Here is a 22,888-nt window from a genome sequence, read left to right as displayed (position 1 = left end):
GCCTCAGACGTCGGCGTGGGCCAACGCGTGCAGGCGCCCCTCGCGCAGCTCCAGCACCCGGTCCAGGCGCCGTGCCAGGCTGCGGTCGTGGGTCACCAGCACCAGGCTGGTATGCCGCGCACGATTCAGTTCCAGCATCAGCTCGAACACCGTCGCCGCGGTGCGGTCATCGAGGTTGCCGGTCGGCTCGTCCCCGAGCACGCAGGCCGGATGATTGACCAGCGCACGCGCCACTGCGGCACGCTGACGTTCGCCACCGGACAGTTCGCCGGGCTTGTGGTCCAGGCGATGGCCAAGGCCGACCGCTTCCAGCAGCGTGGTGGCCCGGCTGCTCGCCTCGGCCACTGCAGTACCGGCCAGCAGTACCGGCATCATCACGTTTTCCAGCGCGGTGAACTCAGGCAGCAGGTGGTGGAACTGGTAGACGAAGCCCAGCGCCTGGTTGCGCAGCAGGCCGCGCGCGGTATCGGACAGCGCTGACATGCGCTGGCCGGTCACATAGACCTCGCCGGCGGTCGGAATGTCCAGGCCACCCAGCAGGTGCAGCAGCGTACTCTTGCCGGCACCGGAAGCACCGATGATCGCCACCGTTTCGCCGGCGGTCACGGTCAGGTCCAGGCCATCGAACACCGGGGTCTGCATGCGCCCTTCGGCGTAGGTCTTGCCCAGTGCTTCGGCGCGGATCACTTCATCGCCGCGGTTGAAGACCTTATTCATAACGCAGGGCCTCCGCCGGCTGGGTGCGTGCTGCCCGCCAGGCGGGATACAGGGTGGCCAGGAAGCTCATCAGCAGCGCGACCACGGTGATCGCCACCACGTCGCCGGTCTGCATGTCGGTCGGCAGGCCGGTGATGTAGTACACATCCTCCGGCATCAGCTTGACGTTGAACACACTCTCGATGGCACCCAGGATGCGCTCCAGGTTGAGTGTGAGGGTGATGCCACCGATCAGGCCGGCCAGCGTGCCGAAGATGCCGATCAGCGAACCCTGCACCATGAATACCTGCATCACCCCGCCCGGCGTCAGGCCGAGCGTGCGCAGGATGGCGATGTCGGCCTGCTTGTCAGTGACCAGCATCACCTGCGAGGACACCAGGTTGAACGCGCCCATGGCGATGATCAGCGACAGCAGGATGCCCATCACCACCTTCTCCATGCGCAGCGAGTGGTAGAGGTTGGCGTTCTGCTGGGTCCAGTCACTCACGCGGTACGCACCACCGAGGTTCTGCGCGAGGTCCACGCCCACTTCCAGCGAGCGGTCCATGTCGTGCAGCTTCAGCCGCACGCCGGTGGCGCCATCGGAACGCAGCACGCGCTCCAGGTCCTTCATGTTGGCGAAGCCGACGCCGCGGTCGACCTCGTTGTAGCCGGCCTCGAAGATGCCGCTGACGGTGAAGCGTTTCATCCGTGGCACCGCACCGGCAGGCGTGCCCTGCACTTCGGCGAAGGTCACCAGCACCTGGTCGCCGACATCAACGCCCAGCCAGATCGCCAGTTCCTTGCCCAGAAGCAGGTTGAAGCTGCCCGGCGTGAGGCTGCCATAGCTGCCCTTGGTGACCTTCTTGTCGATCACCGATACCTTCGGCTCCAGCGCCGGATCGATGCCCTGGATGATCGCGCCCTGCACGCGCGGGCCGCTGATCATCGACTGGATCTCGATGTACGGCGCAGCACCGGCCACGCGTGGGTCCTTGCTGGCCACGTCGACTACGCGCATCCAGTCCGGCATCGGCTCGCCGTCGCGGCTGATGGTGGTGTGCGCGGTCATCTGCAGCAGGCGGCTGCGGATCTCCTTCTGGAAACCGCTCATCACGGCCAAGGTGGTGATCAGCACCGTGACGCCGAGCGCGATGCCCAGGATCGATGCCATCGAGATGAAGGAGATGAAGCCGTTGCGGCGCTTGGCGCGCAGGTAGCGCAGGCCAATGGCCACGGGAATGGGTTTGAACATGCAGGCACGCCGGTCAGTTCAGCTTATGGTGCCATCGACCGGGGCCTACGGGAAACGCCACGTGCGGCCACGGCCAGTCGCAGTTCACGTCGCTGCCCGGAATCGAGCACATCCGGCCAGAACAGCAGGCGCCGGCGGCGCCGATCCTCACGCCAGAGCAACAACAGCCATGGGCCACGCACGACCAGCTGGGGTGCATCGGCGTCCTGCCCGGCCACCTGCAGCGGCTCAGGTGGTAGCGGCAGAAGCACCTGCACGCGCGGCCTGCGCTGTCGCCAGGCCAGTTCGGCCAACCCGATGACCCAGGCCAGCACCACCGCGGGCATCAGCAACCGTGAAGGCAGATCCGATGCGCGCAGCAGCCAGGGCGCAGCCAGCAGCACCGCCAACTGGGCGGCGGCCTGCAGCCGCGAGGGGCGCCACTCAAGGCTTGAGGGCGAGGATCTTCTGCATGAGGGGGATCGCGTGCGCATGCGGGCAGGCCTCGTAGCCCATGAACCAGCGCCACAACTTATCGTCCTCGCAGTCGAGCAGGAACAGGAAAACCTCGCGCTCTTCGGTCGGCGCAGTGCTCCATTCGTGGTCCAGGTAGCGACCGAACAGCTGGTCCAGCTCACGCATGCCGCGGCGGCAACGCCAGCGCAGCTTCTTCAGCAGAACGTCTTCTTCCATCATGTTTCTCCAGATACAGCAAAGCCACGCATGGCGTGGCTCTACTGGGGTGGCACAGCCACGCGTGGCGTGGCTCTACCGGGTACAGCCAGGCCTGATCAGGCGCGGCGTTCCATCATCAGCTTCTTGATCTCGGCGATCGCCAGCGCCGGGTTCAGGCCCTTCGGGCAGGTCCGGGCGCAGTTCATGATGGTGTGGCAGCGGTACAGCTTGAACGGATCTTCCAGATCGTCCAGGCGTGCACCGGTGTCCTCATCGCGCGAGTCGATGATCCAGCGGTAGGCCTGCAGCAGGATCGCCGGGCCCAGGTAACGCTCGCCGTTCCACCAGTAGCTCGGGCAGCTGGTCGAGCAGCAGGCGCACAGGATGCACTCGTACAGGCCGTCCAGCTTCTTGCGGTCTTCCGGCGACTGCAGGCGCTCACGATCCGGCGGTGCCGGAGTCTGGGTGCGGATCCACGGCTTGATCGAGGCGTACTGCGCGTAGAAGTGGGTCAGGTCCGGAACCAGATCCTTGACCACGTTCATGTGCGGCAGCGGGTAGATCGGCACTTCCTTCTTGCCGCAGTCCGAGATGGCTCGAGTGCAGGCCAGGGTGTTGGTGCCGTCGATGTTCATCGCGCACGAACCACAGATACCTTCGCGGCAGGAGCGGCGGAAGGTCAGGGTCGGGTCGATCTCGTTCTTGATCTTGATCAGGGCGTCCAGGACCATCGGGCCACAGGCGTCCAGATCGACTTCATAGGTATCGGTGCGCGGGTTGCTGTCGTCGTCCGGACTCCAGCGGTAGATCTTGAAGGTGCGCACGTTCTTGCCGCCGTTCTTGACGGGGAAGTGCTTGCCCTTCGTGATCTTGGAATTCTTGGGGAGTGAAAACTCGGCCATGGCTGCTCTCGTTGGCTCAGGCGGCCCGCGCCCGTGGGCGCGGATTGCATGGTAGGCGGGGTCGGATCAGTACACGCGCGGCTTCGGCGGCACTACGGACACGTCGTCGGTCAACGTGTACATGTGCACCGGACGGTAGTCGAAGCTGCACTTGCCCTTCTCGTCGACGCTGACCAGGGTGTGCTTCTGCCAGTTGACGTCGTCGCGGTCCGGATAGTCCTCGTGCGCATGCGCGCCGCGGCTTTCCTTGCGCTGTTCGGCCGAGTTGATCGTCGCCACCGCGTTGAGCAGCAGGTTGTTCAGCTCGTAGGTCTCGATCAGGTCCGAGTTCCAGACCAGCGAACGGTCGGAGACCTTCACGTCCTGGAACGAGTCGAAGATCTTGTCCATCTTCTCGCAGCCTTCCTTCAGCGTCTGGCTGGTGCGGAAGACCGCCGCGTCGGCCTGCATGGTGCGCTGCATGCGATCGCGGATGACCGAGGTCGGGGTATCGCCGTTGGCGTGGCGCAGCTTGTCCAGCAGGCCCAGCGCCTTGTCGCAGGCATCGGCCGCCAGCGGCTTGTGCGACGCGCCCGGCTTGATGGTCTCGGCGCAGCGGTTGGCCACTGCACGACCGAACACCACCAGGTCCAGCAGCGAGTTCGAGCCCAGGCGGTTGGCGCCGTGCACGGACACGCAGGCGGCTTCACCGATGGCGTACAGGCCCGGCACCACCGCATCCGGGTTGTCGCCGACCTTGCGCACGACTTCGCCGTGGTAGTTGGTCGGGATGCCACCCATGTTGTAGTGCACGGTCGGGATGACCGGGATCGGCTGCTTGTGCACGTCGACGCCGGCGAAGATGCGGGCGCTCTCGGCGATGCCCGGCAGCTTCTCGTCGATCACGCCCGGGCCGAGGTGGGTCAGGTCGAGCAGGATGTGGTCCTTGTGCTCGCCGACGCCGCGGCCTTCGCGGATCTCGATGGTCATCGAACGGCTGACCACGTCGCGCGAGGCCAGGTCCTTGTAGTGCGGTGCGTAGCGCTCCATGAAGCGCTCGCCGCTGCTGTTGCGCAGGATGCCGCCTTCACCGCGGACACCCTCGGTGATCAGGCAGCCGGCGCCGTAGATGCCGGTCGGGTGGAACTGCACGAACTCCATGTCCTGCATGGCGATGCCGGCACGCATGGCCAGGCCGCCACCGTCACCGGTGCAGGTGTGCGCCGAGGTGGCGCTGAAGTAGGCACGGCCGTAACCGCCGGTGGCCAGCACCACGCCCTGGGCGCGGAACAGGTGCAGGGTGCCGTCGGACATGTCCAGAGCCAGCACGCCGCGGCAGGCGCCTTCGTCGTCGAAGATCAGGTCGAGCGCGAAGTACTCGATCATGAAGCGCGCATCGTGCTTCAGCGACTGCTGGTACAGGGTGTGCAGCATCGCGTGGCCGGTACGGTCGGCCGCCGCGCAGGTACGCTGCGCCGCCGGGCCTTCGCCGTACTTGGTGGTCATGCCACCGAACGGACGCTGGTAGATCTTGCCTTCGGCGGTGCGCGAGAACGGCACGCCGTAGTGTTCGAGCTCGATGATGGCCGGGATGGCCTCACGGCACATGTATTCGATGGCGTCCTGGTCGCCCAGCCAGTCCGAACCCTTGATGGTGTCGAAGAAGTGGTAGCGCCAGTCGTCCTCGCCCATGTTGGCGAGTGCGGCCGAGATACCGCCCTGGGCGGCAACGGTGTGCGAACGGGTCGGGAAGACCTTGGTCAGGCACACGGTCTGCAGGCCCTTGGCGGCCAGGCCGAACGTGGCGCGCAGGCCGGCGCCGCCGGCGCCCACCACGACCATGTCGTACTTGTGTTCGGTGATCTTGTAAGCGGACATCTAATCTGGATTCCTGTGTTGGTGCCTGGGCTCAGGCAACGCCGAGGGCGATGCGGCCCACCGCAAACACACTGACGATCATGCCGAGCACGGCGACGAACTTCACCGCGGTCTGCAGCACCAGAGCCAGCAGCGATTCGTGGATGTAGTCTTCCAGCACGACCTGCATGCCGAGCTGCGCGTGCCAGAACATGGCGATCAGCAGGCCGATCAGCGGCACCGCATTCCACGGCTTGGCCACGGCAGCGGCGGCAGTCGCGTAATCCGAGCCCAGCAGGCCCAGCACGAAGACCAGGAACCAGATGCCCAGCACCACCAGGGCGGCGGCGGTCAGGCGCTGGTGCACGAAGTGCTCGGTGCCGGTCTTGGCCGAACCGAGGCCGCGCACGTTCTTCAACGGGGTACGGAACTTGCTCACGCGGCACCTCCGAACATCACATAGGCCCACACCAGCAGGGTGATCACCAGGCTGCCGATGACCGACAGCCAGCTGCTGCGGATGAAGGCGGGGATGCTGAAGCCGATGGCGAAGTCCTGCACCACGTGGCGGATGCCATTGCACAGGTGATAGGCGAACGACCATGTCCACGCGAACAGGAACACGCGGCCATACCAGGCCCCGGCGTGGCCGGTGAAGCAGTTCCAGGACTCGGGCCCCATCATCAGGGCCAGCAGGCCGGCGGCGATGATGAGGGCACCAACAGACAGAAAGACGCCAGTGGCTCGATGCAGGATCGAGGTGGCCATCTGAATCTGCCAGCGATACACCTGAAGGTGCGGGGAAAGTGGGCGTTGTCTGGTCGCCATTCGCTGGGCTCGTTGTCTCGGCTGGGCGGCACGTGGCCGCGTTGGCTCAATGCTGATCAGAAATCGATGCAGCGTCCGTTTTTCTCCCAATCGCCATACCGCACCGGATCGAGTCCGCCGCGGCCGCCGAATTCCTCTGCTTTTTCCTGTTCCACGGGCACGGGTGCCGCGGGGACCAGCGGGGCTTCAGATTCGTCGTCGGGAGTGGGGGTTGTTTGGCCTATCATGTTCGGTCTCGCAACGCACAAATTTTAGACCTCGTTCACGTGCCTGACAACCTGCCCCCTGCTTTCGTCGGATATCCGCGCCTGCCCGGCCACCAGCTGCTGAGCCTGCAGGGCCCGGATGCGGCCGTCTTCGCCCACGCCCAGTTCAGCAGCGATGTCACCGCCCTGCCCCTGCAGCACTGGCAGTGGAGCGCCTGGCTGAGCGCCAAGGGCCGCACCCTGGCGGTGTTCCAGCTGCTTCGGCTGGCCGACGATCACGTGATGCTGGTGCTGGCCGACAGCGATGCCGATGCGATTGCGTCGCAACTGCAGCGCTTCGTTTTCCGCCGCAAGGTGAAGGCGCAGGTGCGCAGCGATCTGGCCGTGGCCGGCGCGTTCACTGCGCCCGAAGCCGCCAGCGGCGCTGCGATTGCGCAGACCGCAGGTGACGGCTGGGAGCTGGACCTGGGCAGCGACGCCCTGCCGCGGACCCTGCGCATTGGCAGCGCCGATGCCTTCGCCGCCGGCAGTGAAGCCGATGAGGCCGCTTTCGCACTGGCCTGGCGCCAGGCAGACCTGCGCTACGGCCTGCCCCGGCTGCAAGAAAGCCAGCGCGAAGTGTGGACCCCGCAGCAGCTGGGCCTGGACCGCCTGAACGGTTACAGCGTGAAGAAGGGCTGCTATCCCGGCCAGGAAATCGTCGCCCGCACCCACTTCCTCGGCAAGGCCAAGCGTGCGGTGCAGCTGCTGCATACCGCGGCACCGGCGCAGGCCGGCGATGGCGTGCAGCAGGATGGCGCAGCGCTGGGCACGATTGCCTGCGTGGCCGGCGACCTGGCACTGGCGGTGCTGCCGCTGGAAGCCAGCGACGCTGATCTGCAGGTGGGTGATGCGATCGCGCAGCGCATGCCGTTGCTGGATGGATTGGCGCGCTGAACCCGGTGGATGCAAGGAATGGTAGTGCCGGCCGCTGGCCGGCAACCATGCCTGGTTGAGGTTGCCGGCCAGCGGCCGGCCCTACCCGTTACAGCCGCTCGCCGGATTCCGGGTTGAAGAAATGCAGGCCCTGCGGGTGGATCGCCACGCGGATCTGCTCGCCCACCGCCGGCAGCGCCTGCGGCGCCACGCGCATGGTCAGCGCGTGCTGGCCACTGCTCAGGTTGACGAAGATCTCGTTGCCGACCGGTTCGATGCCTTCAATGCGTGCGGCAAATGCATGCGCATCATCGGCACTGGCCGGCTGCAGGTGTTCCGGGCGCACGCCCACCGCGATCGGCTTCTGCAGCCACGCCGGGTCGATCGTGGCCTGGCCCAGCGGTGCCCGCCATTCGCCGTCGACCACGGTCACGCCACCGGCATCGCCCTGCAGCGTGCCACGCAGCACGTTCATCGCCGGGCTGCCGAGGAAACCGGCCACGAACAGATTGGCCGGGCGGTCGTACAGCGCCATCGGCGTATCGATCTGCTGGATGATGCCGTCCTTCAGCACCACGATGCGCTGGCCCAGGGTCATTGCTTCGACCTGGTCGTGCGTCACGTAGATCATGGTGGTGCCCAGCTTGCGATGCAGCTGCGCGATCTCGGTACGCACGCTGTGGCGCAGCTTGGCGTCGAGGTTGGACAGCGGCTCGTCCAGCAGGAACACCGCCGGCTCGCGCACCAGTGCACGGCCCAGCGCAACACGCTGGCGCTGGCCACCGGACATCGCCTTGGGCAGCTTGTCCATCATCTCGGTCAGGCCCAGGGTCTGCGCTGCTTCGGCGATGCGCTTGTCGATGGTCGCCTTGTCATGCCCGCGCAGCTTCAGGCCGAAGGCCAGGTTCTCGGCCACGGTCATGTGCGGGTACAGCGCGTAGCTCTGGAACACCATGGCGATGTCGCGGTCCTTCGGCGCCACGTCGTTGACCACGCGGTCACCGATGGTCAGCGTGCCGCCGCTGATCTCCTCCAGGCCAGCCACCATCCGCAGCAGGGTCGACTTGCCACAGCCGGACGGACCGACCAGCACCATCAGCTCGCCATCGGCGACCTCGAAGCTGGCGTCCTTCACCGCGACCTGGCCGTTGTCATAGACCTTGCGCACACCCTGCAACTGCACTTTTGCCATATCACCTATCCGGTCCGCCCGAAGCCGGGCTGTCTTTTGGGACTGCCTCGGCCCTCCCGATGGCAGTGATGATTGCGCGCCTGCCGCATGACGGCGAGCACTGCAATCGAATACAGTTGCCCATTCTGCCATGTAAACGTTTTCACGTGGCACTATCCGATGATCGGTGCGCACCGATCTGCGTCGGCGGTTGAACGAAGGTTCCGCCGAGGCAGTGGTTTCGAATGGAACGGTCTTCCGCTATCCCGGAGATCGCACCTGACGAACCTCGGACAGGCAGTTGCGCGGATGTCCCCCGAACCCAGCCATGAAGCGATTGACAACGATGTCACCCGGATCTGAAACTCGAGCGATGCACGACACCCTCTTCCTGTTCGGTGCCACAGGTGATCTGGCCCAGCGCTACCTGTTCCCTTCGCTGCTTCGCCTGCTTGGCGACGGCCTGCTGCCGGAGGACTTCCGCATCCGTGCGCTGGCCCTGTCCGGGCATGACACCGAAGCCTTCCATGACATCCTGCGGCCGCGCCTGCAGCAGGCAATGCCGATGGCCACGCAGGACGACATCAGCGCCCTGCTGCGCCGCATCGACTATCGTTCGGTGGACCTGCGCGACGTCGACTCGGTTGCCGCCGCGGTCTCCGACCTGGTGCACCGCAAGTGCGTCAGCTACCTGGCCATTCCGCCGGGCCTGTACATCTCCACCTGCGAAGGCCTGGCCAAGGGTGGCGCCCTCGCCGCACCGGCACGCCTGATGCTGGAGAAGCCGATCGGCAGCGACAGCGAGAGCGCCGAGGAAATCATCAGCACCATCGGCCAGTGGATCGACGAGGACCGCGTGTTCCGCCTCGACCACTACCTGGGCAAGGCCGCAGTGCAGAACCTGATCGCTCTGCGCTTCGGCAACACGCTGCTGGAAGCGGTGTGGAACCGCAACTACATCGAATCGGTGCACATCCTTGTGGCCGAGAGCGAAGGCGTGGATGGCCGCGACGCCTACTACGCCCGCTCCGGCGCGCTGCGCGACATGGTGCAGAGCCACATCCTGCAGCTGCTGTGCATGGTGGCGATGGAGCCGCCGGCCTCGCTGGAGGCCGACCGCATCCGCGACGAGAAGGTCAAGGTGCTGCGCGCCCTGCGCCCGCTCGATGCCAGGCACGCCGCGCGTGACAGCATCCGTGGCCGTTACACTGCCGGTACCATCAACGGCCAGCCGGCCCAGGCCTACCAGCCGCCGGAAGGCAGCGACGTGGAGACCTTCGCCGGGGTCACCGCGCATATCGACAACTGGCGCTGGAGCGGCGTGCCGTTCCACCTGGTCACCGGCAAGCGCCTGCCCGAACGCACCACCCGCGTGGTGGTCACGCTGAAGCCGGTCACCCACTGGCTGTTCGAGCGCCCGCAGCGCGCGCAGGCCGCACCGAACCGCCTGGTGTTCCAGCTGCAGCCGCAGGAAAACATCGAACTGGGCCTGATGAGCAGCCTGGCCGGCCCGGAATGGGGCGCGCTGGAACTGCATCCGCTGGAACTGGAACTGTCGGTGCCGACTGGCCTGCACCGCCGCATCGCCTACGAACGCCTGTTCCTGGATGCCTTCAACGGCAACCACACGCTGTTCGTGCGCGATGACGAAGTGCGCGCCGCCTGGGCGTGGATCGACAGCGTCGCCGACGCCTGGAAGGATGCCAAGCTGCCGCTGGAACCCTACCCCGCGGGCCAGTGGGGCCCGGCCAACGCGGGCGAGTTCCTGCCGCAGGGCGTGGACGCGCCGGACAGCGGAGCGTCGGCATGAGTGCCAGCTCGCAGCCGGTGCTGGTCGCCGACATCGGCGGTACCAACGCCCGCTTCGCCCTGGCCGACACCTCGCAGGACGCACCGCTGCAGAAGGACAGCATCCGCGAGTACGCGGTGGCGGAGTTCCCGTCGCTGGGTGATGCCGCGCGCCACCATCTGGAACAGATCGGCGCCACGGCCAGCCGCGGCGTGTTCGCGGTGGCCGGTCGCGTCGACGGTGACGAAGCGCGCATCACCAACCACCCGTGGGTGATCTCGCGCAGCCGCACCGCCGCCATGCTCGGCTTCAACGAACTGCACCTGATCAACGACTTCGCCGCACAGGCGATGGCGATTTCGCTGCTGCAGCCCGATGACGTGGTCCAGGTCGGCGGTGCCGCCTGGGTGCCGGGCAAACCCGGCCAGCCGCGCAACTACGCGGTGATCGGGCCGGGTACGGGCCTGGGTGTCGGTGGCCTGATCCTGCGCCACGGCCGCTGCTACCCGCTGGAAACCGAAGGCGGCCATGTCAGCTTCCCGCCGGGAACCCCGGAGGAGATCCGCATCCTGGAGATCCTGTCCGAACAGTTCGGCCGCGTCTCCAACGAGCGCCTGATCTGCGGCCCTGGCCTGGTCAACATCCATCGCGCGGTATGCGAGATGGCCGGCATCGATCCGGGCCAACTGCAGCCGGTGGACGTGACCGCCCGCGCCCTGCACGGTGACCCGCAGGCGATGCGCACCGTCGATGTGTTCTGCGCCGTGTTCGGCGCCATCGCAGGCGACCTGGTGCTGACCCAGGGCGCGTGGGACGGCGTGTTCCTGACCGGCGGGCTGACCCCGAAGATGCTCGATTCGCTGCAGCACTCCGGGTTCCGCCAGCGCTTCGAACACAAGGGCCGCTTCTCCTCGATCATGGCGCGGGTGCCCTCGCTGGCCGTGATGCACCCCCACGCCGGACTGCTGGGCGCCGCCGCCTATGCCGCCGACGCCGAACGTGACGCACCTGGAGTTGCCGCATGAGCCCCACCACCTTCCACGACGACCGCATCGAGTTCATCCAGCACGGCGATGCCGATGGCTGGATCGAGGCGGTGGCCGCCGAGATGGCGCAGACCCTCAACCACGACATCAACGAAGTGGGCCGCGCCCGCATCCTGTTGTCCGGCGGCACCACGCCGGCACCGGTGTACCAGGCGCTGGCCGAACTGGACGTGCACTGGGACCGCGTGGAAGTGAGCCTGGCCGATGAGCGCTGGCTGTCGCCGCAGGATCGCGACAGCAATGCCTGGCTGGTGCGCGAGAATCTGCTCAAGCGCGCCGAGGGTGCGCATTTCGATCCGCTGGTGCGCATCGGCAAGCCGCTTCCGGAATGCGTGTACACCGCCAACCTGCAGGCGCAGCACAGCCAACCGCCGAGCCTGGTGGCGCTGGGCATGGGCAACGACGGCCACACCGCCTCGCTGTTCCCCGGCTCGAAGGACCTGGCCCGCGCACTGGAAAGCACCCTGCCCTATGCGGCGCTGGATGCCACCGGCTGCCCGGGCGCGAACCAGTGGCCGCTGCGCATCACGCTGACCCCGCATGGCCTGCGCCAGTGCCGCCAGCGCCTGCTGCTGCTGCGCGGCAAGCAGAAGCTGCAGGTACTGCGCCAGGCGCTGGACAGCAATGACGCCCAGCAGTACCCCATCCTCAATGCGATCAACCTGGACGGCGCGCGCCTGCGCGTCCACTGGGCTGATTGATGTTGGCGGCGGCGCCGTGCCGCCGCTTGCCTCTCGCCACCACGAACGCCGGTAGCCAATGAGCCTCCATCCGCAACTGCAAGCCATCACTGAGCGTGTCATCCGCCGCAGCGCCGCCTCGCGCGCCGCCTACCTGGCCGCGATCGACGCCTCCCTGCGTGAAGGCCCGTTCCGCAGCCGCCTGAGCTGCGGCAACCTCGCCCACGGGTTCGCCGCCTGCGGCGGCACCGACAAGAGCCGCCTGCGCGGCGGCGTGACGCCGAACCTCGGCATCATCACCGCCTACAACGACATGCTGTCGGCGCACCAGCCGTTCGAGACCTATCCCGAGCAGATCCGCGAGATCGCCCGCGAGCTGGGCGCCACCGCACAGGTGGCCGGCGGCGTGCCGGCGATGTGCGACGGCGTCACCCAGGGCCGTGGCGGCATGGAACTGTCGTTGTTCTCGCGCGATGTGATCGCGCAGGCCACCGCGATCGGGCTCAGCCACGACATGTTCGACACCACTGTCTACCTCGGTGTGTGCGACAAGATCGTGCCGGGCCTGCTGATCGGTGCGCTGGCCTTCGGCCATCTGCCGGCGGTGTTCGTGCCGGCCGGCCCGATGACCCCGGGCATCCCGAACAAGCAGAAGGCCGAAGTGCGCGAGCGCTATGCCGCTGGCGAAGCCACCCGCGAAGAACTGCTGGAAGCGGAGTCCGCGTCGTACCACGGCGCCGGCACCTGCACCTTCTACGGCACCGCCAACTCCAACCAGGTGCTGCTGGAAGCGATGGGCGTGCAGCTGCCGGGCGCATCGTTCGTCAATCCAGGCACGCCGTTGCGCGACGCCCTCACCCGTGAAGCCACCGAGCGCGCGCTCGACATCACGGCACTCGGCGACGACTTCCGCCCGTTGGGCCGGATCATCGACGAGCGCGCGATCATCAACGCGGTCATCGCACTGATGGCCACCGGCGGTTCGACCAACCACACCATCCACTGGATCGCGGTGGCGCGTGCCGCCGGCATCGTGCTGACCTGGGACGACTTCGACGAGCTGTCACGGCTGATTCCGCTGCTGGCCCGCGTCTACCCGAACGGCGAAGCCGATGTAAACCGCTTCGCCGCAGCAGGCGGCCCGGCCTTCGTGTTCGGCGAACTGATCAAGGCCGGCCTGATGCACGGCGACCTGGTCAGCGTGGCGCGTGGCGGCATGACCGACTATGCGCGCGAGCCGCAGCTGCGCGACGGCCAGCTGGTCTACCTGCCGGGTCTGGAACGCAGCGCCGATGAAGAGGTGGTGCGTGGCGTCGACAATCCGTTCGAACACCAGGGTGGCCTGCGCCTGCTGCGCGGCAACCTCGGCAAGTCGCTGATCAAACTGTCGGCGGTGAAGCCGCAATACCGCACGATCGAAGCACCGGCGGTGGTGGTCGATGCGCCGCAGGTGTTGAACAAGCTGCATGCCGGCGGCCTGTTGCCCGAGCATTTCGTGGCGGTGGTGCGTTACCAGGGCCCGCGTGCGAACGGCATGCCGGAACTGCATTCGCTGGCGCCGCTGCTGGGCCTGCTGCAGAACCAGGGCCGGCGCGTGGCGCTGGTCACCGACGGCCGCCTGTCCGGTGCCTCGGGCAAGATTCCGGCGGCGATCCATGTGACGCCGGAAGCGGCGCGGGGTGGTCCGCTGGCCAAGGTTCGCGAGGGCGACATGATCCGCCTCGATGGCGAGGCCGGCACGCTGGAAGTGCTGGTGGACGCAGCCGAATGGGCTGCACGTCCGCTGGCGCCGAACACCGCGCCTGCCGCGCATGATCTGGGCCGCAACCTGTTCGCGATCAACCGTCGTGTGGTGGGTCCGGCCGACCAGGGTGCGATTTCGATTTCGTGCGGGCCGGCGGCGGCTGATGGTGGGCCGTGGGAGTACGACGCGGAGTATGAGTTGGGGCACGATGCCGCGGCGGCGGCGCCGCATGAGGCGAAAGACGCCTGAAGCGAAAAGCCGCGGCAGGCTTCCCGGCTTGGGCAGTAGAGCGCCCTGGCCGGGACACGCCGTAAACCCATCCATGGGGGCTCGATCGCGGCATCCATGCCGCTCACGGTCCCGGCCAGGGCGCTCTACTGCCCTTGGACAATTCCCGGCGCGTCATTTGCGCTGCGGCCACTGAATCAAGAAGAGCAAAGGCAAGGGCAAAAGCATGGGTATCGAACAACATCAGGTGAAGGCGGCGGAGCTGTTGCGTGCGGCGGGCATCCTGCCGGTGGTGACGATTCATACGCTGGACCAGGCGCGTGCGGTCAGCGCGGCGCTGCTGGAAGGTGGCTTGCCGGCCATCGAGCTGACCCTGCGTACGCCAGTGGCAATGGAAGCGCTGGCGATGCTCAAGCGTGAGCTGCCGGACGTGGTGGTGGGTGCGGGCACGGTGCTGACCGTGGAGCAGATGCAGCAGTCCATCGATGCGGGTGCGGATTTCCTGGTGACCCCGGGTACGCCGCCGGCGCTGGCTGATGCACTGGCCGCTGCGCCGCTGCCGGTGGTGCCGGGTGCGGCAACGCCGACCGAGCTGCTGTCGCTGTATGCGCGCGGCTTCCGCGTGTGCAAGCTGTTCCCGGCCACCGCCGTGGGCGGGCTGGCGATGATCAAGGGCCTGGCCGGCCCGGTTGCCGACCTCAAGCTGTGCCCGACCGGCGGCATCACCGAAAACACCGCCGCCGAGTACCTCGAGCAGAAGAACGTGGTCTGCATCGGTGGTTCGTGGATGGTGCCGGGCAACTGGATCGCCAACGGCGAATGGGACAAGGTGCGCGCCAGTGCCACCGACGCCGCCAAGATCATCCAGCGCGTGCGCGGCCACTGAGCCCGACAAAGGGGTAGAGCCGAGCCCACGCTCGGCTCCGGCATCATCAAGGGTCAGAGCCCTTTCCCACCGGGAAAGGGATCCGACCCCGGGCGACGAGCGCGCACAGCGCGCGACCCGCTCCTGCTCTTCCTTCTTCATTCCGCGGTGGACGCGCACGGAACCTGTCCGTGGCCCTGCGGAGGGATTGCGCAGGGGCGTAAGCGCCATGGATGGCGCGCCCGAGCCTCCAGGGATGGATTCACGGCGTCCCCTGCGCAATCCCTCCGCAGGGCCAACCCCACGAATCCTGCCGCACACCGCGAGGGGCTCAGCCGTTGGCCGAAACCCTTACAGCGGCCGTGCCGGATCCACCAGCCCGTACTGGCTGGCCATCCGCGCCAACGCGATGTTGTCGTGGATCCCCATCTTCTCGAACAACCGCGCCTTGTGCGTGTTCACCGTCTTCGCACTCAGGCTCAGCCGCCACGCGATGTCTTCCTGGCGCAGGCCCTGGGTCAGCAGCAACGCCACCTCCAGCTCGCGCGGGGACAGGCTGTCGAACGGCGAACCGTTGCCTTCCACCGTCGACAGCGCCAGGTTCTGCGCGATGCTGGTGCCCAGGTAGCGACGGCCGCCGGCCACGTCACGCACCGCGCGCAACAGCTCCTGCGCATCGCAGCCCTTGCCGATGTAACCGGCGGCGCCAGCCTCGAGCAGCCGCTTCGGCAGCGGGCCATCTTCCAGCACCGACACGATCACCACGCGGGTATTGCGGTGGCTGCGCACGATGCGCTCGGTCACTTCCATGCCGCTCACACCCGGCAGGTGCAGGTCACACAGCACCACATCGGGCAGCAGCTGGCGGACTTCACGCAGCGCGTCTTCGCCGGTCTCGGCTTCGCCCACCACCTCGATGTCGGTTTCCCCCGACAGAATCATCTTCATCCCGGTGCGGACCAGCGCGTGGTCATCCACCAGGTAGACTCGAATCGTCATTCACGTACCTCTTCGAATGCGGCCATTGCAGGTCAAGCTAGGCAGGGTGCCGATACCCCTGCAAGCGCGTTCGGAATGCGACCCCGGCAATCCGCCTTGCGCATCACACTACCGCGCGTTGTGCTTGCCCCCTGTCTTGCAGAACCTGCTGCAACGAAACAACTGATCTATCACGTAGACGTCCCTCAAGGGCCATCCACGTCAATCCCCCTGTGATGATGCTTCGCTGGCCTTCGCTGGCGGCGAGCCGTGACGTCGCCATGGGTGCCGGCGACTGAACATGACCAGATAGCACCCTACCACCCAAACCAGCGCGGCACACCATCCGGCCAGGATATCGGAGGGGTAATGCCCCCCCAGGTAGACCCGGGACACGCTGACCAGCAGGCTGAATGCCGGTGCCAGCAGCAGCACCGGCCAGCGCCAGCGGGTGTTCCAGGCCAGCAGTACCAGGGTCACTGCCAGGGTCATCGAGCCCATCGCATGGCCGCTGGGGAAGCTGAACGTCGATTCCGGCGCGATCGATTCCCACAGGCTGGGGCGCTGGCGCTGGAAGAAGTGCTTGCTGCCCATGTTCAGCAGCGCCGAGCCGACGAAGCTGACCGCCACGAAGGTCGCCTCGCGCCAACGCCGGTAGCCCAGCAGCACGCCGATGATCAGCACGTCGGCCGGGATCAGGAACCATTCGTAGCCCAGTCTGGAAATGAGCACGAAGAAGCGGTCCAGCAGCGGCGAATGCAGGCCATGCATCTGCCACAGCAGCGGCGCATCGAAATGGAACGATTCAAACTCGTGCACCTCGTCAGCCAGGGCGACGAAGCCGGCCAGCGGCAGCAGCACGCCACCGAACAGCAGGACCAGGCGCCAGGCATTGCGCGCCATCCAGTGGCGGAAGCCGGAGGCGGACTCCGGTGCAGCGAGGATCGCAGGCTTATCCGGCGCTTCGGACATACTTGTGTTCGACGTAGTCGTCGATCAGGGCGACGAATTCCTGGGCGATGTTGTCGCCACGCAGGGTCACCTTCTTTTCGCCATCGACGAACACCGGCGCTGCAGGCGTTTCACCCGTGCCGGGCAGCGAGATGCCGATATTGGCATGGCGCGACTCACCCGGTCCGTTGACGATGCAGCCCATCACCGCCAGGGTCATGTTCTCCGCACCCGGGTGGTGGATCTTCCACAGCGGCATCTTCTCGCGCACGTGGTTCTGTACCACCTTGGCCAGCTCCTGGAAGAACTCGGAGGTGGTGCGGCCGCAGCCCGGGCAGGCCGTGACCAGCGGCGTGAAGGCGCGCTGGCCGGTGGTCTGCAGCAGCTCCTGGGCGACGATCACTTCCTGCGTACGCGACTGGCCCGGTTCCGGGGTCAGCGAGATGCGGATGGTGTCACCGATGCCCTCCTGCAGCAGCACGCTCAGCGCCGCGGACGAGGCGACGATGCCCTTGCTGCCAATTCCGGCCTCGGTCAGGCCCAGGTGCAGGGCGAAATCCGAGCGCTGGGCCAGGTCGCGGTACACCGCGATCAGCTCCTGCACGCCACTGACCTTGGCCGACAGCACGATGCGGTCGCGCGGCAGGCCGAGCTCCACCGCCTGCTCTGCCGAATCCAGCGCCGAGCGGATCAGCGCCTCGCGCAGCACGCGGCCGGCGTCCCAGGGCTGCTCACGCAGGTTGTTCTCGTCCATCAGCTTTGCCGCCAGGGCCTGGTCCAGCGAGCCCCAGTTGGCACCGATGCGCACCGGCTTGTTGTAGCGGATCGCGAACTCGATCAGCTGGGCGAACTGCAGGTCCTTCTTCTTGCCGAAGCCGACATTGCCCGGGTTGATGCGGTACTTGGCCAGCGCTTCGGCACAGGCCGGTTCGGCGGTCAGCAGCTGATGGCCGTTGTAATGGAAGTCACCGATCAGCGGCACGTCGATGCCCATCATCGCCAGCTTGTCGACAATGCGCGGGATCGCCGCAGCGGCTTCCACGGTGTTGACGGTCAGCCGCACCATTTCCGATCCCGCACGCCACAACTCGGCCACCTGCTTCACGCTGGAGGCCACGTCGGAGGTATCGGTGTTGGTCATCGACTGCACCACGACCGGCTTGCCTCCGCCTACGGTGACCCCGCCGATCTGGACGGCATGGGTCTGGCGGCGGGGCCAGGCAGTGGCATCGGAAGGGGGCGTCGGGCGGGTAACGGCGTCGTGCATGGGCGCATTCTACCGCCCGCCTCCGCATTCCGGGTGACTCGCATTCAGCCGGCGGCACGGCTGCGGCCGATTGTCGCAGGCACGGTCACGCGTGAACGCATACGATGAGCGTGAATGACCGGTCCCGACGCCCCGTTTCTCCGAACCCTGTGCAGCCTGCGCTGGCTTGCCGTAGGTGGCCAGGCCGCCACCATCCTGGTTGCCACCTGGGTGCTGGGCCTGCCGTTGCCGCAACTGCCATTGTGGGCGGGCGTGGCCGTGCTGACCCTGTTCAACATCTACACCCAGCTGCGCCCGGAGGCGGCCGACACCGCGCCACTGACCGCGTTCGGCCACATTCTGGTGGACGTGATCATCCTGACCTGGATGGTGGGCTGGAGTGGCGGCATGGCCAATCCGTTCAGTTCGCTGTTCCTGATCCTGATCGCGCTCGCCGCGTTCGCCCTGCCCCTGCGCTGGGCACTGGCGGTGGCGCTGGCCTGCCTGCTCGGCTACGCCGCCAGCGGCATCTTCGGCCAGTCGCTGCCGGATGGCTATTTCCGCGCCCAGGACCTCAACCGCTGGGGCGTGGTCGCCAATTTCCTGATTTCCGCAGCGGTCGTGCTGACCTTTTCCACCCGCCTGGCACTGGCGCTGCGCCAGCGCGAACTGGAACTGTCGGCCCTGCGCGAACGCTTCGCCCGCAACGAGGGCATCGTCGCCCTGGCCACCCATGCCGCCTCGGTGGCGCATGAACTGAACACGCCGCTGGCGACCATGACCCTGCTCGCCGATGACGTCGCCGAGCGCAGCGAAGAGCCCGAAGTACGCGAAGACATGGAAACCCTGCGCGAGCTGCTGGTGCAGTGCCGCGAGCGCGTGCTGGCGCTGGCCGCACCGGCCTCGGCCGATGCACCGGGTCGCAGCCACTCCAGCGCCCAGCAGGTACTGGAACAGTGGCGCCTGGTGCGGCCGACCATCGACCTGCACCGCAATGACGATGCGCCGCTGCGGCTGCCACTCGACCCGGGCGTGGGCCATCTGCTGATGGTCCTGCTCAACAATGCCGCCGATGCCGGCGAGCAGGCCGGCCGGCCGCGCGTGGACCTGGACCTGCGCATCGAAGGCGACGACCTGATCGGCGAAGTCCGCGACTACGGCCACGGCTTCGACGCCCGTGCCGCGGTGCTGCCGGGCAAGCTGTTCGGCAGCAGCAAAAGCGAGGGCATGGGCGTCGGCCTGGCCCTGTCCCATGCCACCATCGAACGCCTCGACGGCGAGATGTGGATGCGCCCGGCCCAGGGGGCCGGCAGCCGCGTCGGCTTCCGCCTGCCGCTGACCCCACGTGAGGACACCCCATGAGCCTTCATCACTCCACCCTGGGCCTGCTGGTCGACGACGACGAGCTGTACCTGCGTACCCTGCAGCGCAGCCTGGCCCGCAAGGGGCTTGAAACGCAGACCGCACAGGATGCCGCCAGTGCGCTGGCGCTGGCCCGCCAGCATCCGCCGGCGTTCGCGCTGATCGACCTGAAGCTGGGCAGCGATTCCGGCCTGGCACTGATCCAGCCGCTGCGTGCCCTGCGCGCGGACATGCGCATCCTGCTGGTGACCGGCTACGCCAGCATCGCCACCGCCGTGGAGGCGATCAAGCTTGGTGCCGACGACTACCTGCCGAAGCCGGCCACGGTGCCGATGATCCTGCGCGCGCTCGGCGAGGAAGACGACGGCCCGGCCGACGATGGTGAAATGGAAGTGCCTGATGCGATGACGCCGATCAGCCGCCTGCAGTGGGAACACATCCAGCAGGCAATGCACGAGACCGGCGGCAACGTGTCTGCAGCCGCCCGCCTGCTCGGCATGCACCGGCGTTCGCTGCAGCGCAAGCTGGCCAAGCGGCCAAGCCCGGAGCGCGATCCCAGCCGTTGATCGCCGGACCCGTCCGGCTCAGACCTCGGCCAGCACCGCTCGGTCCTGCGCGGCGCTGGAGCGCGACGCCGACGCATCGACCCGCGCCGCTACCGTCTCCTGCAGCAGCGGCGACGGCAGCGTGCAGGCCGGATGCATGCGCAGGAAGCCATAGATCGTCCCTGCCAGACCGATCATCAGGCCCGGAGTAAAGGCCGCGCGGGTCAACCCGCCGACCATGCCCTGGTGCTCCTCGATCGAAGAAACGATCTCGATGGCGGCCTCGTCCTGCGGATAGGGACATCCCTCCGGATCCAGCGCAGCCGCCAGCACCAGCAACTCCCGGGTGGACACATCGCCATGGCACAGGGTGTGGCTGAACCCCCATTTGCCGCGCGCGTCGGCCACAGCCCGCCGCATGTCACGCAACTGCGCGGGATCGCCGGTGCGGGCGTACAGATCCGCCGCCGCCAGACCGATGCCAACACTGCCATGGCACCAGGTCGGGAAATTCTTCTGCCCGTCCTCCAGGTGGATATCGCGCCAGCGTCCGGTATGCGTCTCGAACAGCGCCGCCTGGAACGCAAATGCTCCTTCGGCCAGCTGCCGCCAGGCGGCCCGCTCAGGCACGCTGCCGGCATCCGAACGCGCCAGCCGTGCCAGCGCCCAGCCCATGCCCATCGCGCCGTGGCCAAAGCCACCGATCGGCTCGCGGAACTGTGGCGTCGGCCAGCGTGCGCCGTCGGCATCGACGATCGCTGCTTCCTGCATGCGGCGCCCGGCTGCAGCCGCCAACTCCAGCCAGCGCGATCTGCCGGTGGCCTCGGCCAGCGCCAGCAACGGCAGGATCATGCCGGACACGCCATCAATCAGTTCGAATTTCACCGGCCCCTGGAAACCACGACGTTCCACTCCTTCCGCACAGCGCTCGGCCAGCGCGAGCAGTGCGGGGCGCTGCAGCAGATCATGCAATGCCAGCAGGGTCCAGATCTGCGAGCCCGAGCCGACGAAACCACCATCGATCCCGGCGGGATGGCGCTCGCACATGGTCTGGAACACCGCAATGGCGCCTTCGATGGCCGGATCCAACCCAGCCACCGGATCGGCACGTCCCTGCTCCACTTCCCGGCGGTAGGCCGCCAGTGCGAACGCAATGCCTCCCAGCCCGAAATACAGGTCGGGCTGCACCGGCTGGACGGTCCATCCTGTGCGGGTCACCTCGGGCGTGATCCAGGTCATCGAACCGTCTTCACCGTGCACGGCAAGCCGCAGAAGATTCTCCACCGCGTGTGCCGCAAGCGTTCGTCGGCGCAGGTCCAGATCGTCCGCGCGAGGCTGCTGCGCGGCGTAGCTATAGCCGGACCGAGCCTCGGCGCGGGCCAGCGCGTGCTGGTTCAGGTCGGTGGCCACCAACGTGCTGCGGATGGTCACGTCTTCGAGGTCGATGCGCATCGCACGCCAGTTGTCGGCGATGGAGCGGATGCGGGTCGCGTCCAGCTGTGAAGTGAAGATCGGAATGTCACCGTGGCGCAGGTCGTCCACTTCTCCACGTACGGTTTCCAGGTCCGATGGCGCAGCCGGTGACACCGCTGCATTGCGCACCAGCAGATCGATCGCGCGTTCAACCGCCTGGGCCTCCTTGTGCAGCGATGCCGGATGCCAGAGCATCCGCCCGAGCTCGGCGTAGGCCATGGTCGGCCGCCGCACATCGCGCACCTGGCAGCCCTCGAAAGCCGCCAGGAGCGGCATCAGTTCACCCTTCGCATCGAGCGCGCGCAGGCGCCCACTGGCGTCGATGAAGCCCTCGCTGATGTGATCCCAGTACAACGACACATCAGGCTGCGCGCTGGGATGATTCTGCGCAACGGAGACCTCGGCCTCAACCATGCCCAAGCGGGCCGGTTCCGTCCCATCCTCGACAATCACCGGCACCTGTACCCGCGGCTGCTCGCCCGGCAGTGCGCCGGCTGCGGACAGATCCACGCCTTCCATGCCCAGGCCGGCAGTACGGAACGGCACGATTCCGGTACGCAGCACTGAATTACGCATCAGCTTGACGGCGGTGTCGTACGCATCGCCAAGCCCTGATGGCTCGATGTCGATTACCCGGGAGAACACGCTTTCGGCGTCGACCACGACAGGCACCGGCCCGACCGCGATCAGATTCTCCAGATGGATGTCGGTGCCACCGACCAGGCGCAGGATTGCCAACCAATGGCCAAGACCGCGGTAGTAGGCACGCAGTTCAAGGTCATCGGCACAGTAGCGGTGCGCGGCGAAGGCGGCCCAGCCGTGGCTGCCACGATCAATCACCTTCGGCACGCATACGCGGTCAGGGCCGTCACCGAAGACCGTGGACAACAGGCCATCAAGCGTCGCATCGATGCGCAATGAGCGTGGCTTGTACATCACCGTGCCGCCATCGAACTGCAGCCGTGCCACAGTCCGGCCGCCACCATGCAGGTCACCGCGTCCCAATGCAACGGCATGCAGCGTGCCCGCCGGCGCACCCAGCAACTCTGCCAGCGCCGCACGATCGCTGCCGATGCGAACAGCGAGCTCCACCACAGCCGCACATTGTCCTTCGAGCATGCGCGTCAGGCGCGGCAGCAGCACCGGATAGCGTCGCTGCAGATGCGTGCGGAAGCCCTCGCTGGTGGCCAGGGCAACGAATTCGTCCAGCACCCCAGCGCTGTCAAGCGGGCCGATGTCACCGCTGCGCGCAGCGGCGTGCAGTTCCAGCAGCAGCACGCGGTTGAGCTTGAGCTGGGCATGCTCACGCAGTGCCGCATCGCCCCGTGCATGCAGCAGATCGCGCTCGCCAGGCTGCAGAGCAATGGCGGGATCATGCAGGCCGGCAACCAGCGCAGCGCGCGCCTGGGCAAGGAAATGTTCGGTGATGCACGCAAACGCGGCCGCAGCCGGAGAAGCGGTCATTACGCCCCCTGCGAGATATCGAGAGTCTGTTCCAGTCGCCGGCACGCAGCTGCA

General features: G+C 67.1%; 22 protein-coding genes. 8 read left to right on the top strand and 14 right to left on the bottom strand.

The window, feature by feature from the left end; translation table 11 throughout:
• Nucleotides 1-3: 3 nt before the first annotated feature.
• From lolD to ACZLHH_RS08890, 9 genes are all read right to left on the bottom strand, one after another.
• Nucleotides 4-717, bottom strand: a complete 714-nt coding sequence (lolD, locus tag ACZLHH_RS08930; protein ID WP_005409083.1) for a lipoprotein-releasing ABC transporter ATP-binding protein LolD — start codon at nucleotides 715-717, stop codon at nucleotides 4-6.
• On the bottom strand, nucleotides 710-1,951 hold the full coding sequence (locus tag ACZLHH_RS08925) for a lipoprotein-releasing ABC transporter permease subunit (RefSeq protein WP_132809818.1): 1,242 nt from the start codon (nucleotides 1,949-1,951) through the stop codon (nucleotides 710-712). The genes lolD and ACZLHH_RS08925 overlap by 8 nt, the downstream gene beginning before the upstream one ends.
• Before the next feature lie 23 nt (nucleotides 1,952-1,974).
• Nucleotides 1,975-2,424, bottom strand: a complete 450-nt coding sequence (locus tag ACZLHH_RS08920) for a hypothetical protein (protein WP_125895115.1) — start codon at nucleotides 2,422-2,424, stop codon at nucleotides 1,975-1,977.
• Nucleotides 2,375-2,623, bottom strand: a complete 249-nt coding sequence (locus tag ACZLHH_RS08915) for an FAD assembly factor SdhE (protein ID WP_005409080.1) — start codon at nucleotides 2,621-2,623, stop codon at nucleotides 2,375-2,377. The genes ACZLHH_RS08920 and ACZLHH_RS08915 overlap by 50 nt, the downstream gene beginning before the upstream one ends.
• 98 nt (nucleotides 2,624-2,721) lie before the next feature.
• Nucleotides 2,722-3,507, bottom strand: a complete 786-nt coding sequence (locus tag ACZLHH_RS08910; RefSeq protein ID WP_005409079.1) for a succinate dehydrogenase iron-sulfur subunit — start codon at nucleotides 3,505-3,507, stop codon at nucleotides 2,722-2,724.
• 66 nt (nucleotides 3,508-3,573) lie between these two features.
• Complete coding sequence (gene sdhA / locus ACZLHH_RS08905) at nucleotides 3,574-5,364, bottom strand: succinate dehydrogenase flavoprotein subunit (RefSeq protein WP_049423536.1); 1,791 nt, start codon at nucleotides 5,362-5,364, stop codon at nucleotides 3,574-3,576.
• 31 nt (nucleotides 5,365-5,395) lie between these two features.
• Complete coding sequence (gene sdhD, locus ACZLHH_RS08900) at nucleotides 5,396-5,782, bottom strand: succinate dehydrogenase, hydrophobic membrane anchor protein (RefSeq protein ID WP_005409077.1); 387 nt, start codon at nucleotides 5,780-5,782, stop codon at nucleotides 5,396-5,398.
• Nucleotides 5,779-6,171 (bottom strand): succinate dehydrogenase, cytochrome b556 subunit, encoded by a 393-nt coding sequence (sdhC, locus tag ACZLHH_RS08895; protein ID WP_024958620.1) that lies wholly within the window; start codon nucleotides 6,169-6,171, stop codon nucleotides 5,779-5,781. Before sdhC ends, sdhD begins: the two co-directional genes overlap by 4 nt.
• Nucleotides 6,172-6,227: 56 nt before the next feature.
• A complete protein-coding gene (locus ACZLHH_RS08890) occupies nucleotides 6,228-6,398 on the bottom strand; it encodes a DUF1674 domain-containing protein (protein ID WP_005409075.1) in 171 nt (56 codons plus the stop codon).
• A gap of 39 nt (nucleotides 6,399-6,437) precedes the next feature.
• Between ACZLHH_RS08890 and ygfZ the strand changes: the two genes are divergently transcribed.
• Nucleotides 6,438-7,313: a CAF17-like 4Fe-4S cluster assembly/insertion protein YgfZ gene (ygfZ, locus tag ACZLHH_RS08885; protein WP_180844910.1), complete on the top strand. Its 876-nt coding sequence runs from the start codon at nucleotides 6,438-6,440 to the stop codon at nucleotides 7,311-7,313.
• Nucleotides 7,314-7,401: 88 nt separating this feature from the next.
• Here ygfZ and ACZLHH_RS08880 read toward each other — a convergent pair whose 3' ends face one another.
• Nucleotides 7,402-8,484 (bottom strand): ABC transporter ATP-binding protein, encoded by a 1,083-nt coding sequence (locus ACZLHH_RS08880; protein WP_180844909.1) that lies wholly within the window; start codon nucleotides 8,482-8,484, stop codon nucleotides 7,402-7,404.
• Between the two features lie 352 nt (nucleotides 8,485-8,836).
• Between ACZLHH_RS08880 and zwf the strand changes: the two genes are divergently transcribed.
• The 5 genes from zwf to eda all read left to right on the top strand — a co-directional run bounded on the left by zwf (nucleotide 8,837) and on the right by eda (nucleotide 14,836).
• Complete coding sequence (gene zwf / locus ACZLHH_RS08875) at nucleotides 8,837-10,273, top strand: glucose-6-phosphate dehydrogenase (RefSeq protein WP_132809814.1); 1,437 nt, start codon at nucleotides 8,837-8,839, stop codon at nucleotides 10,271-10,273.
• Nucleotides 10,270-11,277: a glucokinase gene (gene glk, locus ACZLHH_RS08870; protein ID WP_049400948.1), complete on the top strand. Its 1,008-nt coding sequence runs from the start codon at nucleotides 10,270-10,272 to the stop codon at nucleotides 11,275-11,277. The genes zwf and glk overlap by 4 nt, the downstream gene beginning before the upstream one ends.
• Nucleotides 11,274-11,999, top strand: a complete 726-nt coding sequence (gene pgl / locus ACZLHH_RS08865) for a 6-phosphogluconolactonase (protein WP_049423528.1) — start codon at nucleotides 11,274-11,276, stop codon at nucleotides 11,997-11,999. The genes glk and pgl overlap by 4 nt, the downstream gene beginning before the upstream one ends.
• Nucleotides 12,000-12,057: 58 nt before the next feature.
• Nucleotides 12,058-13,971 (top strand): phosphogluconate dehydratase, encoded by a 1,914-nt coding sequence (gene edd / locus ACZLHH_RS08860; protein ID WP_180844908.1) that lies wholly within the window; start codon nucleotides 12,058-12,060, stop codon nucleotides 13,969-13,971.
• A gap of 205 nt (nucleotides 13,972-14,176) precedes the next feature.
• Nucleotides 14,177-14,836, top strand: coding sequence for a bifunctional 4-hydroxy-2-oxoglutarate aldolase/2-dehydro-3-deoxy-phosphogluconate aldolase (gene eda, locus ACZLHH_RS08855; protein WP_049423523.1), 660 nt, complete (start codon nucleotides 14,177-14,179; stop codon nucleotides 14,834-14,836).
• A 330-nt stretch (nucleotides 14,837-15,166) separates the two neighbouring features.
• On the opposite strand, the gene ACZLHH_RS08850 is transcribed toward eda, so the two are convergent.
• The 3 genes from ACZLHH_RS08850 to ispG all read right to left on the bottom strand — a co-directional run bounded on the left by ACZLHH_RS08850 (nucleotide 15,167) and on the right by ispG (nucleotide 18,011).
• Entirely contained in the window at nucleotides 15,167-15,814 is a 648-nt protein-coding gene (locus ACZLHH_RS08850) for a response regulator (protein ID WP_180844907.1), read from the bottom strand.
• A 201-nt stretch (nucleotides 15,815-16,015) separates the two neighbouring features.
• Nucleotides 16,016-16,765: a phosphatase PAP2 family protein gene (locus tag ACZLHH_RS08845; RefSeq protein WP_180844906.1), complete on the bottom strand. Its 750-nt coding sequence runs from the start codon at nucleotides 16,763-16,765 to the stop codon at nucleotides 16,016-16,018.
• Entirely contained in the window at nucleotides 16,746-18,011 is a 1,266-nt protein-coding gene (ispG, locus tag ACZLHH_RS08840; protein WP_106467705.1) for a flavodoxin-dependent (E)-4-hydroxy-3-methylbut-2-enyl-diphosphate synthase, read from the bottom strand. Before ispG ends, ACZLHH_RS08845 begins: the two co-directional genes overlap by 20 nt.
• Nucleotides 18,012-18,125: 114 nt before the next feature.
• Here ispG and ACZLHH_RS08835 point away from each other — a divergent pair, with 114 nt between their 5' ends.
• Together ACZLHH_RS08835 and ACZLHH_RS08830 are read left to right on the top strand one after the other, a co-directional pair.
• Entirely contained in the window at nucleotides 18,126-19,352 is a 1,227-nt protein-coding gene (locus ACZLHH_RS08835; RefSeq protein ID WP_032128856.1) for an ATP-binding protein, read from the top strand.
• The gene (locus ACZLHH_RS08830) at nucleotides 19,349-19,918 is read left to right on the top strand and encodes a response regulator transcription factor (RefSeq protein WP_012510702.1); all 570 of its coding nucleotides are present in this window, start codon (nucleotides 19,349-19,351) and stop codon (nucleotides 19,916-19,918) included. Before ACZLHH_RS08835 ends, ACZLHH_RS08830 begins: the two co-directional genes overlap by 4 nt.
• An 18-nt stretch (nucleotides 19,919-19,936) precedes the next feature.
• Here ACZLHH_RS08830 and ACZLHH_RS08825 read toward each other — a convergent pair whose 3' ends face one another.
• Complete coding sequence (locus tag ACZLHH_RS08825) at nucleotides 19,937-22,834, bottom strand: type 2 lanthipeptide synthetase LanM family protein (protein WP_180844905.1); 2,898 nt, start codon at nucleotides 22,832-22,834, stop codon at nucleotides 19,937-19,939.
• Nucleotides 22,835-22,888 lie beyond the last annotated feature (54 nt).

Source organism: Stenotrophomonas sp. 28608_Sma (assembly GCF_056486185.1).
This window is presented reverse-complemented; position numbering and strand designations above follow the sequence as displayed.